The following is a 16787-nucleotide window of genomic DNA, read 5'->3' as shown; positions in this document are numbered from 1 at the left end:
TCCCCCCTCTCAGCGAGAAACGGTTCAAGATTTCCGGGGGGGGGGACAGGGGGGTCGTAAGAAAGGGGGGAGAAACCACGGCGTTCGGCGGCCGGCCCCCCCCCTCCGCCCCCCCCACGTTCCGTCTGCGCTCGTCGCTCACCGCCCTCCGTCAGGACGAGCGCGATACCCATACTGCTGATCCCTCTTCCTGTACAAGGGCGGCCCCCAGGAGACCGGATCGCCGCTGGTCACCGGCGCGGGGCTGACGGGTACGGCTGGGGTTCGCCCTTGTTCCCGCCGGCCGTGCGCGAGGTTGCGGGCTCGGGCAGGGTGCGCAGCAGCAGCCAGCTGAGCGCCGGCATCAGGGCGAGCGGGGCGAGAGCGGTGCGCAGGGAGGCGGCGTCGGCGAGCCGGCCGATGAGCGGGCTCACGAGACCGCCGACGCCGACGGCCAGACCGAGGGTGATCCCGCCGGCCGTGCCCACCCGTGTGGGCAGGTAGTCCTGGCCGAGAGTGACCTGGAGGGAGAACGGCACGTAAAGTCCGGCGGACGTGAGCGCCACGCACGCGTACAGAGCGGGACCGGGGACGCATACCACGCCCGCGACCGCCACCACCGAGACCAGATATGACCAGCGGCACACCGTGACCCGGTCCCACCGCTCCGCCAGCGCGCCGCCGAGATAGAGCACGAACAGCGCGGTGGTGCCGGCGGCCCTTCCTCCCAGACGCTGCGCGGCGTACAGGGAGAGGAAGGTGCTCAGCCCGGTGAACACGACCGAGCGGCACACCACGGCCAGCGACAGCTTCACGAACGCTGCCATGTCGTCGGTCCCGGCCACCGGCGCCGTACCGGCCCGGACGGACCGGCGTCGCTCCGGTGCGCGCAGGACGGCCATGCACAGCGCGGTCCCGGCGAGCGCCGGCAGCACCAGCAACGGCGTCCAGCGCAGCCCGCCGGTGCCCACGACGGCGGCGACCAGCAGCGGAGCCAGGGCGAAGCCCGCATTGCCGCCGAGCGAGAACCAGCCCATGGCGCGGTGTGCACCCGCGGCCGCCTGCCGCGCGACCCGGGCGGACTCGGGATGGTAGGCGGCCACGCCGATCCCGGACAGTGCCGCGCACCCCAGGGTGAGGGCATAGGCGTCGGCGAGCCCGCTCAGCGCGATGCCCGCACCGGCCAGGAGCGTACTGACGGGAAGCAGCCAGGGAACGGGCCGGCGGTCGGTGAGGGCGCCGAAGAGCGGCTGCGCCACGGACGACAGCAGGGAGGCGGCCAGTACGACACCCGAGGCCGCGGCATAGCCGTAGCCGCGCCGGGCGACGAGAAACGGGATCAGGGAGGCGACGGCGCCCTGGTAGACGTCGACGCACGCGTGCCCGACGGAAGTCCGCCATCAGCCGACGGCTCCGACGCGCACCCGGCGGCTGGCGTCCCGCGCGGCGATCGAGGCCCACCGGCACGACGACCACCAGATCGTCTACGCGGGCCGGGGCGTTGTGGCCGTCACCACCGACGCGGGTTCCTGGGTCGCCCCGGCCACCCGGGCCATCTGGGTGCCGGCCGGCACGGTCCACGCCCATGAGGCGCACGGCGAGCTGCAGCTGCACCTGGTGGGGCTGCCGGCGGCCGAGAACCCGCTGGCCCTGCACACGCCGACCGTGCTCGCGGTGGGCCCCCTGCTGCGCGAGCTGATCATCGCGTACACCCGTGCACCGGACGACGGCAGTGCCGAACGGGCCCGGTTGCGCGCGGTGTTGCTCGACCAGCTGAGGGCCTCGCCGCAGCAGCCCCTGCACCTGCCCACTCCCTCCTCGCCCCCGCTGCGCGCGCTGTGCGAGATCCTGCGCGCCGATCCGGCCGACGGCCGCACCTTGGCCGAGCTGGGCCGGGAGGTCGGGGCGAGCGACCGTACGCTGTCGCGGCTGTTCCGCGGCGACCTCGGCATGACGTTCCCGCAGTGGCGCACGCAGTTGCGGCTGCACCACGCGCTGGTCCTGCTGGCCGAGCAGACGCCGGTGACCACGGTGGCGCACCGGTGCGGCTGGTCCTCGGCCAGCGCGTTCATCGACGTCTTCCGCCGCACCTTCGGCCACACACCGGGCTACCGCCCGAAGGACACTGGCGGACCGGCCGACTGACGGCGTCGACGTCAGAGGTATGACGGGGATGTCAGGCGGAGACGGCCGTACTCGGGCGCGCGGGCGCACGTGCCCAGGAGGCCGCCCGCGTGGCGGGGGCCGCGCCTAAGCGGTTCGCGGGCGAGGATGGCGCAGGGGAACAGCCGGCCGGGAGGCGGATATGAGAGTGAACCATGTCGGCCTGGTGGTGCACGGCGGCCGCGCCGAGGCCGTGGCCGCCGCACAGGCGGTGCGCGAGTGGTGCGCGGAGCACGCCGTGGCGTGCGCCGACATCGACGTGTGGCAGGAGGGGGCGCGGCACAGCGCCCGTGAGGAGGTCGACGCGGCGGGCGATCCGGACCTCATCGTCACCCTCGGCGGCGACGGCACGTTCCTGCGCGGCGCCCGGCTGGCGGCCGAGAACGACGCCCTGGTCCTGGGCGTCGACCTCGGCCGGGTCGGCTTCCTCACCGAGGTCCCGGCCCCGGCGGTGCGCGCGGCGCTGGACGCGGTCCGGGCCGGACGCATCACGGTCGAGAGCCGGATGCTCCTCACCCTGCGGGCGTCGTGCCGGCTGGAGGTGCCCGCGCAGATGGAGGCGCTGCTGCGGTACGGCCGCGGGCCGATGCTGCCGCCGCCCCGGGTGCGGATGGAGTGCGAGACGGGTGACGACTGGGGCGTCGCGCTGAACGTCACGGCGCTGAACGACGTCGTCGTGGAGAAGCTCGCCAGGGACCGGCAGGTGTCGGTCGGTGTCTATCTCGCCGGCCGGCTCCTGGCCTGCTACTCCGCCGACGCACTGCTGGTGGCCACGCCCACGGGCTCGACCGCGTACAGTTTCGCCGCCGGCGGTCCGGTGGTCTCGCCGCGCGCGGAGGCTCTGGTGTTCACGCCGGTCGCCCCGCACATGGTGTTCAACCGCTCGGTCGTAGCCGCCCCCGACGAACCGATCGCGCTGCGGATTCTCGAACGGTCCGGCCAGGCCGCCGTCAGCATCGACGGCCAGCTGCGCGGTGTACTGAGCCCCGGGGACTGGATCGGCGTGTACGCCGCGCCACGCCGGCTGAAGGCGGTCCGGCTGGGCCCGACGGACTTCTACGGCCGGCTGCGCGAGCGCATGAACCTCACCGACGCGCCGGCCGCGCTCGCCGACGGGGAGGCCGCTCCCCTGTGGCCGGTCACCACACCGCCGCCGGGCGACCTCGCCCACCTCGCGCTGCCACCGGCTCCCGAGAAGGGGGCTCGGCCGTTGTGAGGAGGATGCGTGTGCGGGCCTCACGGCTGCCGCGGGCTTGACCGCACGGCGCGGCGGGCACGGCCGTGCTGCCGGCACTCGTCCCCGCCGGGCCTGGACTCCAGCGGCCGGGCGACCGGAACCACCTAGCCCGCTCCGCTCAGTTCGTCGGGGACGACTCCCGGCGCGGCAGCTTCCAGTTCGGTCGCGGGAAGTGGCACGTGTAGCCGTCGGGATAGCGCTCCAGGTAGTCCTGGTGCTCGGGTTCCGCCTCCCAGAAGTCGCCCAGGGGCTCCACCTCGGTGACCACCGGTCCCGGCCACAGCCCGCTCGCCTCGACGTCCGCGATCGTGTCCACGGCGACGCGGTGCTGCTCTTCGTCGCCGTAGAAGATGGCGGACCGGTAGCTGCGTCCGATGTCGTTGCCCTGGCGGTCCCTGGTGGTCGGGTCGTGGATCTGGAAGAAGAACTCCAGGATGTCGCGGTAGCTCGTGACGGTGGGGTCGAAGAGGATCTCGATGGCCTCGGCGTGGTCACCGTGATGGCGGTACGTGGCGTTGGGGGTGTCACCACCGCTGTAGCCGACACGTGTGGAGACCACACCCGGCTGCTTGCGGATCAGATCCTGCATGCCCCAGAAACAACCACCTGCGAGTACGGCCCGCTGGATTTCCACGGTCATCGGTGACTCCTGACACTCGAATCCGGCACCGCTGTCGGCATTCCGGCTTACCCGATCACCCTAATACCGGCCACGGACGTACTTGGTCTAGTCCTCTTGACGAGGCATCGTCCGGGCGATTTGGTATGTACCAACGCGGGCCGGCCCGCACGGCACCACCCACGGGCGAATGTCATGCACCTGGCAAGACTCACGAGGCGGGACCGTCACCGCGTACGTCCCCGGGTGGTACGGCCAATCCGCCGTCCACGCCGACGACTTCACTCTCGGCTAGACGTCGGCCGCCACATCGCGCGTGCGGTCCGCTGCCTTCCCCAGGGGCGACGGGCCGCACGCGTCGCACCGTCAGAGCCCAGGACGTCGCGGGTCAGGTGGTGTCGTGAGGCCGGTGCGGGTCAGGACGCGCGCTGGACTCCGGGTCGGGCAGATAGCTCGCCAGGCCGCGCAGGATGATCTCCAGGCCGATGTCGAACCTCTCGTCGGACGAGTCCGACACGATCAGCCCGGCCAAGGCGCGCAGATGGGGAAATTCAGCTGCGGGCAGGGACGCGAAGTACTCCTGCATCTCGTCGGCCATCTCACGCCAGTCGGGGCGGGCCGGCGACGAATCGTCACTGCCGTGCCGGGCGGCCCGGTCCTGCCACATGCCCTCCTCCAGGACGAACCCGTCGATGTAGGTGGAGATGAGATCCCCGGCCTCCGCCGCGATACGGTCGGGCAGCCCTGCGGTGCGGAAGATGGCGAGCAACGCTTCGACGTGCGGCAGAAGTTCGGCCGTGAAGGGAACATGGGCCATGGAGATCCTGGCCATGTCGCGGTGGGACAGCAGGCGTTGCCGTCCCGAACGGGCGTAGTCCCGCACCTGGTCCCGCCACCGCTCCGGGTCGGGCTCGGGCAGTGCGAAGCCGTCGAAGAGCCGCGTGTACATCAGCTCCAGGAGGTCGTCCTTCGAGCTGACGTGGGCGTAGAGGGCGGAGACCGCGACTCCCAGTTCGGCCGCCACCTGACGCATCGACAGCCCGTCGAGTCCCTGGCGGTCCAGCACGGTGAACGCGGCCTCGACGACCCGTTCCCGCGACAGCGGTGCGCGCGCGGGCGTCACGTGGGTGCGCACACGCCGCTCACGCTCCCAGGGGGACGGCGGAGGTGAGGTACGGGCGTCGGCGGCCTCGTCGGTCATGGCGCCAGTCTAGGCATCGCGGAGAACAGTGTTCTGCCATGGTGAGCGGCCTTCGGAACCACACCGGACGCGATATATCTTGTCACGGATCACGGATTGCGCTATATCTTAATGAACGCCGTTCTCTCATCGAACACTGTTCTGCCAGGGGGTACCGATGTCCACCACCGGTGTCGCGTCCGTCGAGACGCCCACCGACTCACCAGCGCCCTACCGGTGGCGCTGGCCTGCGCTCTTCGTGATCCTCGCGGCCGAGGTGATGGATCTCCTCGACGCCGTCGTCACGAACATCGCCGGCCCGTCCATGCGAGCCGACCTCGGCGGAGGTGCCTCCACACTGCAGTGGCTCGCCGCCGCGTACACGCTGTCGATGGCCGTCGGGCTGGTCACCGGCGGCCGGCTCGGGGACATTCACGGGCGCCGCCGGATGTTCCTGGTGGGAGCCGCAGGCTTCACCGTGGGGTCGCTGCTGTGCGCGGTGTCCGTGTCGCCCGAGATGCTGATCGCCGCACGTGTCGTACAGGGGCTGTTCGGCGCGGTGATGCTGCCGCAGGGCCTCGGCATGATCAAGGAGATGTTCCCGCCGCAGGAGTCGCAGAAGGCCTTCGGCATGTTCGGCCCGATCATGGGGCTGTCCGCGGTGTGCGGACCGATCCTGGCGGGCTGGCTCGTGGACGCCGACTACTTCGGCACCGGCTGGCGGATGATCTTTCTGATCAACTTGCCGCTGGGCGCCGCGGCCTTCCTCGGTGCCGTGCGCTACCTGCCGAGGGGCCGGGCCGGCACCAGGCCGCGCCTCGACATCCCCGGCATGCTCCTGGTCTCACTGGCCGCGCTGCTCATCATCTTCCCGCTGGTCCAGGGCCGTGAGTACGACTGGCCCCTGTGGACGTTCGCGATGATGGCCGCCTCACTGGTCGTCTTCATCGCCTTCGGTGTGTACGAGGCACGCCGCAGCAAGGCCGGCCGGGACCCGCTCGTCGTGCCCAGCCTGTTCCGCAAGCGCGGATTCAGCGGCGGCATGACGCTCGGGCTGGTGTTCTTCTCGACCATGCAGGGCTTCATGCTGGTCTTCAACCTCTACACCCAGATCGGTCTCGGCTACTCGCCGCTGAAGGCGGGACTCGTGATGGTGCCCTGGTCGGGCGGCATGATCGTCGGGTTCGGGATCGCTCAGGGTGTCGCCCGGTTCGGCCGGGCCGTCCTGCAGGCGGGCGCGCTGGTCATGGCGGTCGGCGTGTTCGGCGTGTGGCTGACCCTCGACATGGTGGGGTCCGGCGTCGGCCCCTGGCAGCTCCTGCCGTCCCTGCTCGGCACCGGAATCGGAATGGGCCTGCTGATGGCGCCGTTCTTCGACATCGTGCTCGCCAGCGTCGAGCAGCACGAGACGGGTTCGGCGTCCGGCACGATGACCGCGATGCAGCAGCTCGGCGGCGCGTTCGGGGTGGCCGTCCTCGGTACCGTGTTCTTCGGTCTGCTGGGCAGTGGGATCGCCGCCGCCGTCGACCACCACGCGGACGGCCTGCGGGGGCAACTCGCCGCCGCGCACGTCCCGCCCGCCACCCAGAAGCGCCTCGTGGCGGACCTTCGCGAGTGCACCTCGGACCGTGCCGTGGCCAAGGATCCTGCCGCGACCCCGGCGTCCTGCGCACACCTGGAGAAGGACACCCGCGCCGCCGTGACCTCACCTCAGGCCGGCGCCCGGATACCCGGCGCGCTGCATGCCACCGCGACATCGGCCTTCCGGAGCGGTTTCGGCTCCGTCATGAAGACGGTGCTGTGGATCGTCGACGGCATGCTCGCCCTGACCTTCCTGCTGGCGTTCCTCCTGCCGCGCCACGCGCGCCCCGAGGGAGCCGCCGGACACTGACGCGGGCCTGGCCCGCATCGGCGCCGACGGGCGGCCGGGCCCCTGAGAAGAACCGGTCCGGCCGCCTCGTCCGCGTAAGGAGGGGATGACCGGGCTTCCCGTCTGCGTGAGGAGGGGCTGCCGGACCGCCCCGTCCAGCTGCGAGGGGCCGTCGCGTCTGTATGAAGGCGCCCGTGCGACGCGCCGGGTTCGGGCGCCCGTGCTCCTGGCCCGTCGGCACCTGTGCCAGCGGCGCGCCGCCGTCGCCCCGCACCGCCGCGCCGTAGAGACGGGCCCGGTACGGGCGGTTGCGTGCCGGGAAGAGAATCGAGCCGCCGTGTGACCTCTGCGGAACGCGGGGCGCCGCGTCAGCCCTTCAGGGCCTCGGGGTTGGCGCAGTGGGCCAGTGGCTCGCCGCGGAGGAAGCGGGCGGTCTCGGCGGCGACGATCCGGGCGGCCTTGTGGGCGACCTCGCGGCTCGCGCCGGCGATGTGCGGGGTGAGGATGACCCCCGGGGTGGACAGCAGGCGCTCGCCGGCCGGTAGCGGTTCGACTGGGAACACGTCGAAGCCGGCGGCTGCCAGATGTCCCGAGTCCAGCGCGTCGCACACCGCGTCGTAGTCGGCCAGGGCACCGCGGGCGCAGTTGACGAGGACGGAGCCGCGCGGCATGGCCGCGATCTGCGCCTGCCCGATCATGCCGCGGGTCTCGTCCGTCACCCGCGCATGCAGGGAGACGATCCGGGAGCTGCTGAGCAACTCGTCCAGCGACACCAGCCGTGCGACGCCCTCCACCGCCTCCGGCGGCACATAGGGGTCGTGGACGAGGACCGTGGCCCCCATCGCGGTCAGGACGCGGGCGACGCGCGAGCCGATGGCGCCGAAGCCGACCAGGCCCACGACCGAGCCGTCGATCTCGACTCCGCAGCGCGTGTAGTCGTAGTAGTCGCCGCGCCAGGTGCCCTGCTTGAGGTCGGTGTGGACGTCGCCGATCCCGCGGGCGGCGGCGAGGATGAGCGCGAGGGTGTGTTCCGCGGTGGCGACGGCGTTGCGGCCCGGGGCGTAGCAGACGGCGACGCCGTGCCGGGTGGCGGCCTCCAGGTTGGCGTTGACGGGTCCGCCCCGGCTGACGCAGAACAGCTCCAGATCAGGGCAGGCGGCCAGCACCCGTTCGGTGAGCGGGGCCATCTGGGTGACACAGATCCGTACGCCGCGCAGCGCCTCGATGAGCTCCTCCTCGGTTCCGGACGCCTCGTCGACCTCGGCGACCTTCCCGAACGGGGTGTGCGGCCAGGGCAGCCGGAGCTGACGGATGTCCAGGCCGGGGCCGGCGGGCACCGCGGCGCGCAGTTCCTGTTCGAGCAGCCCGGGCAGGACGAAGTGGTCGCCGGCGGCGAGGACGGTGGTGGGCACGGTGGTTCTCCCGGAGAGCGGTGGATCAGTGAACGGGTGCGTTGAGGCGGAGCAGGGACGCCTGGCCGGCGCGCAGCCGCAGTTCGGTCAGCGCGCCGTTGTGCAGGGCGGGGAAGACCTGGCGGTAGCGCGCGAGGGGAATGCCGAGCAGCTTGCACAGCACCAGGCGCAGCAGAGTGGAGTGGGCCACGACCAGGACACGCCCGTCGGGGAACTTGTGCGCGGCCTCCTGGAGGCAGTCGACCGCGCGGTCCGCCGCCGTGACGGGATGCTCGCCGCCGGGCAGGTGGTGGGCGACCGGGTCGGTGAGGAACGCGGCGAGTTCCTCGGGGAACGCCTCGGCCATCTCGGCGCGGGTGAGCCCGTCACCGCGGCCGAAGTCCACCTCGTACAGGCGCTCGTCGACCCAGGACGTCAGGCCGAGGGCGCTCGCCGCGGGCTCGGCGGTCTGCCGGGCCCGGGACAGCGGTGAGCACAGCACGGCGTCCAGGTGCTGCCCGGCGGCCCAGTCCCCCAGTTCGGCGGCCTGCCGGCGGCCGAGGTCGGTGAGCGGCACGTCGGTGCGGCCCGCGTAGCGGTTTTCGGCGTGCCAGACGGTCTCCCCGTGGCGGACGAGGACGAAGTCGGTCACTGCAGGGCCTTTCCGCGCGCGTGGTCGGCCACGGCCGCTGCCAGCCAGCCGCGCCGGACCAGCGCGTCGACGAATCCGAGGTAGACGGGGAGCAGGCGGGCGGTGCGGGCGGGGTCGGGGCGGAGTTCCTCGCGCAGCCGCACCATGGCGCCCGCGGCCTCCTCCAGCGTGGCACCCGAGGCGGTGGCGGCGAGCACCGCCATGCCGAGGGCGCTCTCGGCCTGCTCCGGCAGCCGGGCGGGGCGGCCGAGCACGTCGGCGCGCAGCTGCGCCCAGTAGCGGTTGCGGGCCCCGCCGCCGGTGAACGTGAGCGGACCGTCGACCGGGGCGCCGAGGTGGTCGAGGTAGTCGAAGCAGAGCCGTTCGAGCAGCGCCACGCCCAGCAGACAGGCGTGGAACTCCTCCGCGTCGCCCGAGGGCTCGCCGAGGACGAAGGACTGGGCGTCGGGGGCACGGAACGGGAAACGCTCGCCGGCCGAGCCGACCAGCGGGTAGACGACGGCGGTGGAGCCGGTCGCGGCGGCCCGCGCGGTCAGCGCGTCGAGGTCGGCGGGGCTCGCGCCGGGGAACCGGTGGGAGAGGACTCCGGCGCCGCTGCTGGAGGCGCCGCCGGGCAGCCAGCTGCCACCGGGGCCGCGGTGGCAGTAGACCACGCCGCCGGGGTCGCGGACGAGGTGGGGGCTCGCCCCCTTGAACACCAAGGTGGTGCCCAGCACGGAGTTCCAGGAGCCGGGCGTGAGTGCCCCGGCTCCGATCTGCGCGGCGCAGCCGTCGGTCATGCCCGCGGCGATGAGGGTGCCGGCGGGGATGCCGGTCGTCTCGGCGGCCTCGGCGCACACCGTGCCGAGGACGGTTCCGGGCCGTACGACGTCGGGCAGCAGCCCGCTGGGGACGCCGAGCGCGTCGAGTTCGGCCTCGGGCCACCGCTCGGCGACCAGGTCGTAGCCGGTCTTCAGGGTGTGGCTGGCATCGCTCGGGACCTGGTGCCCGGCGAGCCGCCAGGTGATCAGATCGGCCTGGTGCAGCAGGCGTGCGCCCGCCGGGAGGCCCGGGCCGCCCGGCCGGGTCGGGTCGTCCAGCAACCAGAGCAGTTTGGGCAGCGCCCAGGACGGCTGCATGGCGCGATAGCCGAGCTTCTCCCACACCCGCGCGCCACGCGTGTTGACGCGGTCGGCGTATGTGTCGGCCCGGCGGTCGTCGTACATCAGTCCCGGGGTGAGGGGGACGCCTGCCGAGTCGGCCAGGAGCACGGTCCCGGAGGTGGCGTCCACGGCCAGGCCCCGCACCCGGCGCGGGTCGATACCGGTCAGGGCCTCGCGGCTGGCGGCGGCGAGTGCCGACCACCACTGCTCGGGGTCCTGCTCGTGGCGTACGCCGTCGCGGCGGCCGGTCAGCGGACGGGAGGCGGCGCCCAGCAGCCGGCCGGTGCCGTCCACGGCGACCGCGCGGGCGCTCTGGGTGCCGAGGTCGAGTCCGAGGTGGACCGCGTCGGATGACAAGGCGTCAGACATGCGGGACCTCCGGGGCACGGGCCGGGGAGGCGGCCGGTGCGGCAGTGGGCGGCGGGGCCGGGACAGCGGCGGGCGTGGGTGCCCAGCCGAGGGAGCGGGCGGCGTCGCGCCAGGTGAGGTACGTGTCGTAGAGCCCGTCGTAGAACGCGGCGCGTTCGGCGTCCGGTTCCCAGCTCGTACGCATACGGACGTACCGGGCGGCGGCGCTGTGCATGCTGCTCTCCGCCCCGGTGAGGACGAGACCGGTCAGGAACGCGCCCTTGGCGCCCAGTTCCGTGTCCGCGCTGCGGGCCGTCGGCACGCCGGTGACGTCCGCGATGAGCCGGCACCAGGCGTCGCTGGCGGATCCGCCGCCGCACAGGCGCAGTTCATGGACGTCGGTCCCGGACGCGGTCAGGCAGTCGCGGACGACGAGGGACAGTCCCTCGAAGACGGCGCGGGCGACATGGGCGGGGGTGTGGTCGAGGGACAGGCCCCAGAAGGCGCCGCGGGCGTGCGGGTCGAGGAACGGGGCGCGCTCACCGGCGGGCGAGAGGTACGGCAGGAACGCCAGTCCGGCCGCGCCGGGTTCGGTGCCGAAGGCGAGCCTGCCCAGGGCGGCGGGGTCCTCGACGGACAGGGTGCGGCAGGCCCAGTCGAGGACCTCGGTGCCGGAGAGGGTGGGGAAGGCGCGCAGGATGCGTTCCCGGCCGCGATAGGCGATGTTGATGCCGCACGGCTCTCCCCCGGTGTCCGGCTCACGGCTGACGATCTCCGTGCACAGGGTGGTGCCGAGGATGGCGCACGCCTGGCCGGGGTTGACGGCTCCGGCACCACGGGCGGTGGCGGCGATGTCGTACGGGGCCATGACCACGGGCAGCCCGGCGGGCAGGCCGAGTTCGGCGGCGGTGTGGTGGGTGATCTCGGCGATGCGCTCGTGCTCGCCGAGGATCCGCGGCAGCAGCGGCTCGGCCCACTTCATCGCGAAGAGATCGAGGATCACGGGGTCGTACGCGCCCGTGGTGTGGTCGAGGAAGGGCGCCGACGCGTCGGACTCGTCGATGGCGGTGACCCCGGTGAGCTTCAGGAACAGCCAGCCGGCCGCCGTCAGCACGGTACGGGAGCGCCGCAGTCGCTCCGGGTCGTGCTCGGCGAGCCAGCTGAGCACCGCGTTCGGCATGCCGCTGCAGGTGAGGGAGCCGTTGCGGCGGAACGCCTGCTCCAGGACGCCGTCGGCCTGCCAGCGGGTGAGCAGATCGCCGGCGCGCCCGTCGGACCACAGGACCGCCGGGCCGGTGGGACGGCCGTCGCCGTCGACCAGCCAGCAGCCGTCGCCCTGTGCCGTGAAGCTCACCAGCCACACCGGGTCCTGGGCGGGGCCGAGCTGGGACAGGACGCTGCGCACGGTGTGGACGACGCCGTTCCACACCGCGTTCATGTCCTGTTCCGCCCAGCCGGGACGGGGCCGCAGCACCTCGGTGCCGATACGGGCCACCGCCAGCTCCTGGCCCTGGTCGTCGAACACGACGGATTTGATGACCGACGTTCCGACGTCGATGGTGAGAACCGACATGACTGCAATACCTGCCCCTTCACAAAGGCCCGCGCCCGCGGAACGGACCGTCGGATCGAACGGTCCGGCCCGGGCGGCTCGCAGAAATCAGGAAACGCGCATCGGAAGGGGCCGTCAATCGGCCCGGCGACTTATCCCGCGGCCGGTCCCACGCGCCGTGTTAAATTCCCTTCCGGATCCGGCGCGCCACCGTCCGCGTGCGCCGCTCGCAAGGACGCCGCGCAGGCCGGCGCCCATCCTCCGGCGTGTTACGTTCATGTGGGATTCTCATGAGCCTCTTCTCAGGAAGGAGCGGCTGCCATGGCCGGTCTGGACGCCCGGACGGACGCCCAGGAGGGGCGTCGGAGCCGGGTGCGTGAACTCGTCACGAGCAAGGGCTTCGTCCGTACCACCGACCTCGCGGCCGCGTTCGGTGTGAGCGTCATGACCATCCACCGTGATCTGGATGCCCTGCAGGCGCAGGGGTGGCTGCGCAAAGTGCGCGGCGGGGCCAGTTGCCTGCCCTCGACGCAGTTCCACGGCAGCGCCGGCGAACGCCTGTCGACGATGGTGCACACCAAGCAGCTTCTGGCGCGGGCCGCAGCCGAGGAACTCGCGCCCGGCCAGGTGGTGATGATCGACGACTCGACGACCTGTCTGCACCTGGTCCGGCACCTGTCGGAGCACACCCCGATCACCGCGATCAGCAATTCGCTGCCGGTCATCTCGGCGCTGGCCCGTGAACCCGGCGTGGCGCTGGTCGCCCTCGGCGGCACCTACTTCCCGGCCTACGACGCCTTCATGGGCGCACACACCGCGCACAGCGTGGAGGCGTTCCGGGCGGACGTGCTGTTCATGTCCACGACGGCGGTGACCGGCGGCCGCTGCTATCACATGTCGCCCGAGACCGTGCAGGTCAAGCGGGCCATGATGGCCGCCGCCTCGCGTCGCGTGCTGATCATCGACCACACCAAGTTCGCCAACCAGGGCCTGTACGCACTCGCCCCGCTCACCGACTTCGACCTGGTCCTCGTCGACGACGCGGCCCCCGTGGGAGCGGTACGGCGGCTGCGCGACAACGGCGTCCACGTCCGCACCGTCGCCGCGGCCCCCGGAACGCCCCGGCCGCAGGACGCCACGTGAACATCACACGGTTCTCACTCGGCGCACCTCACCCCGCAACAACCCACCAGCGGCCCTGAGCTGCGGAGACAGGCTGAACCCCGGACTGCCCGCACGGCGCCGGACCGGCGACTTAACACCACGGGACACACGGCCGACGAGGTCTTTCCCACGACGGATTGACCCCGCCCCGGAGCGGACTTTTCATCGGTCCCACGCCGTACGGCACTCCGCTCTCCCCATTTCCGCAAGAAGGTGGCCGCCGTGACCGTCCCCCTGAATCCTGCTTCTCCATCCGCAGAAAACGGACCACACACATTCCTGGACCGAATAGGCATTCCGAAGGCCCTGTGCTGGGGATTTCTCGGTGTTCTGATCTTCATGATCGGTGATGGTGTGGAATCGGGATTCCTCTCGCCCTATCTACTGCACGAGGGCATCTCCAAGGAACGCGTGGCACTGCTGTTCACCGTGTACGGCGTCACCGCGAGCATCTCCGCCTGGTTCTCCGGAGCGCTCTCCGACCTGTGGGGGCCGCGCCGCGTGATGATGCTCGGCCTCGGCATCTGGGCCGCGCTGCAGGTGGCCTTTCTCGGCCTCGCCGTCCCGACCCACCACTACTGGCTGCTGCTGACCAGCTATGGTCTGCGCGGCTTCGGTTATCCGCTGTTCGCCTACGGCTTCCTGGTCTGGGTGACGGCAGTGACGCCCAGGCAGCGGCTCGGCTCCGCCGTGGGCTGGTTCTGGTTCGCCTTCACCGGCGGGCTGCCCACCCTGGGCTCGCTGGTCGCGAGCTTCACGGTGCCGTGGATGGGCACGTACCGCACCCTGTGGTTCGCGCTGGCCCTGGTGGCGGCGGGCGGCCTGATCACACTGCTCCTCGTGCGCGAGCCGACGGGCAGGTACCGGCTGGCTCCCGCCGGTGAGCGTCCGGTGGCCACGCTGCTCGGCTCGCTCTCCATCGTCTGGCGCAACCCGCGCATCGGGGCCGGCGCGGTGGTGCGCACCATCAACACCGCGGCCCAGTTCGGCTTTCTGGTCTTCCTGCCCGTGTTCTTCACCGACACGCTGGGCTTCTCGCTGACCGAGTGGCTGCGGCTGCTGTCGGCGATGTTCGCCACCAACATCTTCTTCAACCTGCTCTTCGGCCTGGTCGGCGACCGCCTCGGCTGGCAGCGCACCGTCGCCTGGTTCGGTGGGGTGGGCTGCGCGGTCACCACGCTCCTGCTCTACTACGGCACCGTGGCCTCCGGCGACGACTTCCCGCTGGCCATGGTCCTGGTGAGCCTCTTCGGCGCGACGCTCGCCGGTTATGTACCGCTGTCCGCGCTCATGCCCTCACTGACACCGGAGCACAAGGGGCAGGCGATGTCGGCACTCAACCTCGGCGCCGGGGCCAGCACGTTCGTCGGCCCGGCCGTGGTCGCCCTCTTCCTCGGGCCGCTCGGCGTCGAGGGTGTGATGTGGATCTTCGCCGGGCTCTATCTGGCGAGCGCCGGCATGACCTTCTTCCTCACCCTGCCGGAACACTCCGACGCGGCCGGCGCCTCCGCGGTGCGGGCACCGGGCAGTGCCCAGAAGGTGTAGCCGCCCGCCGGTGCGCGCCGCTCCCCACACCCGAGGGTGGTGGGGAGCGGCGCGCGTGGAAGCCCTGCGCCAGGCGCCGAATGCGCGTGGGGCAGGGCGGTGTTTCAGCGCAGGACCGTGGCCCAGCCGCGCGACGCCAGGCCCACGGTGGGCAGCACCGTCCGGGGCAGTGCCGTCGCCGCGTGGGACTCGGCGGGCGGGGCGGGCGGGGTCGTCGGGCACAGTGCGCGCACGACCTGGCGGTTGAGGGCGTCGTCGATCGGGCTGTCCTCAAAACCGGAGCCGTCGGACTTGAGGCGCTCGTACTTCATGAGGTTCCAGCCCATGGCGACCTGACGCCTGCCGTCGGGGCTGGAGTAGACGAGGGTGCCGGCGCCGAAGACCGCACCGTCGTGACCCCAGAAGCGCCCGCAGCCGCGCACGTCGATGCTGTAGATCCCCAGTCCGTAGTTCATGCCGTCGGCCGCCGGGACGGTGCGCTGCATCTCCCGCAGGGCGGCCGGGCCGATCAGCTTGCCGCCCAGCAGGGCGCGGTAGAAACGGTTGAGGTCGTCGGTGGTGGAGACGAGCGCACCCGCGGTGTAGGCCCAGGACATGTCGTAGTCGCTGTAGTCGCGCGGCGGGTTGATCAGGCCGTAGAACGACTCGTACATGCGGGCGTGCGGCCCCTGGATGTACGGGGTGCGCGGGAACGAGGTGTGGTGCAGGCCGGCCCGGGCGATGACGTGGCGGGTGATGTAGGCCTCGGCGTTCTGGCCGGTCAGCTTCTCCAGGAGCAGCCCGGCGATGACGTAGTTCGTGTTGGAGTACGACCACTTCTCGCCGGGCTTGCCGGTTGCCGGGGCCGCCAGTCCCAGGCGGACCAGTTCTTCGGGACGTATGGAACGGAAGCGGTTCTCGTCGAGGCTGGCCGTCGAACCGTGGACGAGCGAGGGGAAGGCACCGGTGATGTAGTCGCCGATGCCGCTCGTGTGGTTCAGGAGCATGCGGACCGTGATCTGGTGGCCGCGCTCGCCCGGGACCAGGTCGGGGAGGTAGTCGCCGATGGGCGCGTCGAGGCGGAGGCGGCCGCGTTCCACCTGCTGGAGGAGGGCGACGGAGGTGAAGGCCTTGCTGACGCTGCCCACTCGGTGGAGCATGCCCGGGCGGACGGGGCGCCCGGTGTTCACGTCGGCGACGCCGGACGCGCCGGTCCACCGCTGGGAGCCGTCACGTACGGAGGAGTAGATGCCGTACATGCCCGCGTCATGGATGGCGCGGAGACCCGAGTTGAGCGCCGCGTCGTCCAGCTTGCCGCTGTGTAAAGGAGTTTCGGTCGCCTTCGTGGCCGGTCTGGCGTCCGCCTGTGCGATCGGTGCCGCGGCGGTCAGCACAAGCGTCGTACCCAGGACGGTTCCGACGAGCCGGAGGATGCGCAAGGGGTGTCCCTTCCCTGCGGTCCGGACCCCGTGCCCGGACCTCGCCCGGTCATCGTCGTCGATCATGGATGCGCCCTACATCCTTCTTGCGGAGGATCACGGGTGCCGCACCGTACGACCAAAGGCTGCCGCACCCCCCGCTCCGAAAACGCGGCGGACAGGGTGTCGCGGTTCGGATACAGCCAGGCGCGGCGAAAACTCCGGAAGGAGCAGCCCGTATCGACGCAGTCCCATTCCAGCCGGATATCGCCGCGTCTTCGCCAACCGCTGTCCATAAGGCGCCCTTCAGCTGCCTTCAACGAACCGTTATGTATGGCCAGCTCAATGTGATCGCCGTCTCCGTACCGCATGGAACCGAAGGGTCCCGTATTTCGTCCACGGGGCGTCAAACCCCTTGCGAGCATGGCTGGTTAGCGCAAGTCCGTCCCGCATAGTGAGATATCCTGGTGCACAGACGCCCTGTTCGTCATGGGCGCGCCGCTTTTTCACACCCTCAGCGACACGGTCCACGCCCACCCCGGCCGACC

Annotated in this window: 12 protein-coding genes and 1 pseudogene; 5 read left to right on the top strand and 8 right to left on the bottom strand. The window is 71.7% G+C overall.

Translation table 11 applies throughout. From position 1 onward, the window contains the following. Positions 1-230: 230 nt before the first annotated feature. Positions 231-1370, bottom strand: a pseudogene (locus ACZ41I_RS06370) (MFS transporter); the annotation flags it as partial. Between the two features lie 40 nt (positions 1371-1410). Between ACZ41I_RS06370 and ACZ41I_RS06365 the strand changes: the two are divergent. Next, on the top strand, positions 1411-2124 hold the full coding sequence (locus ACZ41I_RS06365) for an AraC family transcriptional regulator (protein WP_468513436.1): 714 nt from the start codon (positions 1411-1413) through the stop codon (positions 2122-2124). Between the two features lie 160 nt (positions 2125-2284). Continuing rightward, positions 2285-3358, top strand: coding sequence for an NAD(+)/NADH kinase (locus ACZ41I_RS06360; protein ID WP_468513319.1), 1074 nt, complete (start codon positions 2285-2287; stop codon positions 3356-3358). 139 nt (positions 3359-3497) lie between these two features. On the opposite strand, the gene msrA is transcribed toward ACZ41I_RS06360, so the two are convergent. Both msrA and ACZ41I_RS06350 read right to left on the bottom strand, forming a co-directional pair. After that, positions 3498-4019, bottom strand: a complete 522-nt coding sequence (gene msrA / locus ACZ41I_RS06355) for a peptide-methionine (S)-S-oxide reductase MsrA (RefSeq protein WP_363219412.1) — start codon at positions 4017-4019, stop codon at positions 3498-3500. Positions 4020-4386: 367 nt separating this feature from the next. After that, positions 4387-5199: a TetR/AcrR family transcriptional regulator gene (locus tag ACZ41I_RS06350; RefSeq protein WP_468513318.1), complete on the bottom strand. Its 813-nt coding sequence runs from the start codon at positions 5197-5199 to the stop codon at positions 4387-4389. 157 nt (positions 5200-5356) lie between these two features. Here ACZ41I_RS06350 and ACZ41I_RS06345 point away from each other — a divergent pair, with 157 nt between their 5' ends. Further along, entirely contained in the window at positions 5357-7069 is a 1713-nt protein-coding gene (locus tag ACZ41I_RS06345; RefSeq protein WP_468513317.1) for an MFS transporter, read from the top strand. Between the two features lie 347 nt (positions 7070-7416). Here the strand turns inward: ACZ41I_RS06345 and ACZ41I_RS06340 are convergent, their stop codons facing one another. Genes ACZ41I_RS06340 through ACZ41I_RS06325 form a run of 4 tightly spaced genes read right to left on the bottom strand, consistent with a single transcriptional unit; the run spans position 7417 to position 12154 of the window. Then, positions 7417-8460, bottom strand: coding sequence for a 2-hydroxyacid dehydrogenase (locus ACZ41I_RS06340; RefSeq protein ID WP_468513316.1), 1044 nt, complete (start codon positions 8458-8460; stop codon positions 7417-7419). 25 nt (positions 8461-8485) lie between these two features. Continuing rightward, positions 8486-9091 (bottom strand): histidine phosphatase family protein, encoded by a 606-nt coding sequence (locus ACZ41I_RS06335; RefSeq protein ID WP_399762759.1) that lies wholly within the window; start codon positions 9089-9091, stop codon positions 8486-8488. Next, positions 9088-10602 (bottom strand): FGGY-family carbohydrate kinase, encoded by a 1515-nt coding sequence (locus tag ACZ41I_RS06330; protein WP_468513315.1) that lies wholly within the window; start codon positions 10600-10602, stop codon positions 9088-9090. The genes ACZ41I_RS06335 and ACZ41I_RS06330 overlap by 4 nt, the downstream gene beginning before the upstream one ends. Then, complete coding sequence (locus tag ACZ41I_RS06325) at positions 10595-12154, bottom strand: FGGY family carbohydrate kinase (protein ID WP_468513314.1); 1560 nt, start codon at positions 12152-12154, stop codon at positions 10595-10597. Before ACZ41I_RS06325 ends, ACZ41I_RS06330 begins: the two co-directional genes overlap by 8 nt. Positions 12155-12454: 300 nt before the next feature. Here ACZ41I_RS06325 and ACZ41I_RS06320 point away from each other — a divergent pair, with 300 nt between their 5' ends. Both ACZ41I_RS06320 and ACZ41I_RS06315 read left to right on the top strand, forming a co-directional pair. Next, positions 12455-13276: a DeoR/GlpR family DNA-binding transcription regulator gene (locus ACZ41I_RS06320; protein WP_468513313.1), complete on the top strand. Its 822-nt coding sequence runs from the start codon at positions 12455-12457 to the stop codon at positions 13274-13276. A 234-nt stretch (positions 13277-13510) separates the two neighbouring features. Continuing rightward, on the top strand, positions 13511-14842 hold the full coding sequence (locus ACZ41I_RS06315) for an MFS transporter (protein ID WP_468513312.1): 1332 nt from the start codon (positions 13511-13513) through the stop codon (positions 14840-14842). 104 nt (positions 14843-14946) lie between these two features. On the opposite strand, the gene ACZ41I_RS06310 is transcribed toward ACZ41I_RS06315, so the two are convergent. Beyond that, positions 14947-16260, bottom strand: a complete 1314-nt coding sequence (locus ACZ41I_RS06310; RefSeq protein WP_468513435.1) for a serine hydrolase domain-containing protein — start codon at positions 16258-16260, stop codon at positions 14947-14949. Positions 16261-16787: the final 527 nt, after the last annotated feature.

Source organism: Streptomyces sp. NPDC030799 (assembly GCF_055572255.1).
The sequence above is the reverse complement of the archived record's forward strand: the minus strand, read 5'-3'. Positions and strand labels throughout refer to the sequence as shown.

Excerpts from the sequence above, each read along its gene's own strand:
- ACZ41I_RS06360 (WP_468513319.1), top strand. The coding sequence starts at position 2,285 with ATGAGAGTGAACCATGTCGGCCTGGTGGTGCACGGCGGCCGCGCCGAG.
- ACZ41I_RS06325 (WP_468513314.1), bottom strand. The coding sequence starts at position 12,154 with ATGTCGGTTCTCACCATCGACGTCGGAACGTCGGTCATCAAATCCGTC.
- ACZ41I_RS06350 (WP_468513318.1), bottom strand. The coding sequence starts at position 5,199 with ATGACCGACGAGGCCGCCGACGCCCGTACCTCACCTCCGCCGTCCCCC.
- ACZ41I_RS06345 (WP_468513317.1), top strand. The coding sequence starts at position 5,357 with ATGTCCACCACCGGTGTCGCGTCCGTCGAGACGCCCACCGACTCACCA.
- ACZ41I_RS06320 (WP_468513313.1), top strand. The coding sequence starts at position 12,455 with ATGGCCGGTCTGGACGCCCGGACGGACGCCCAGGAGGGGCGTCGGAGC.
- msrA (WP_363219412.1), bottom strand. The coding sequence starts at position 4,019 with ATGACCGTGGAAATCCAGCGGGCCGTACTCGCAGGTGGTTGTTTCTGG.
- ACZ41I_RS06330 (WP_468513315.1), bottom strand. The coding sequence starts at position 10,602 with ATGTCTGACGCCTTGTCATCCGACGCGGTCCACCTCGGACTCGACCTC.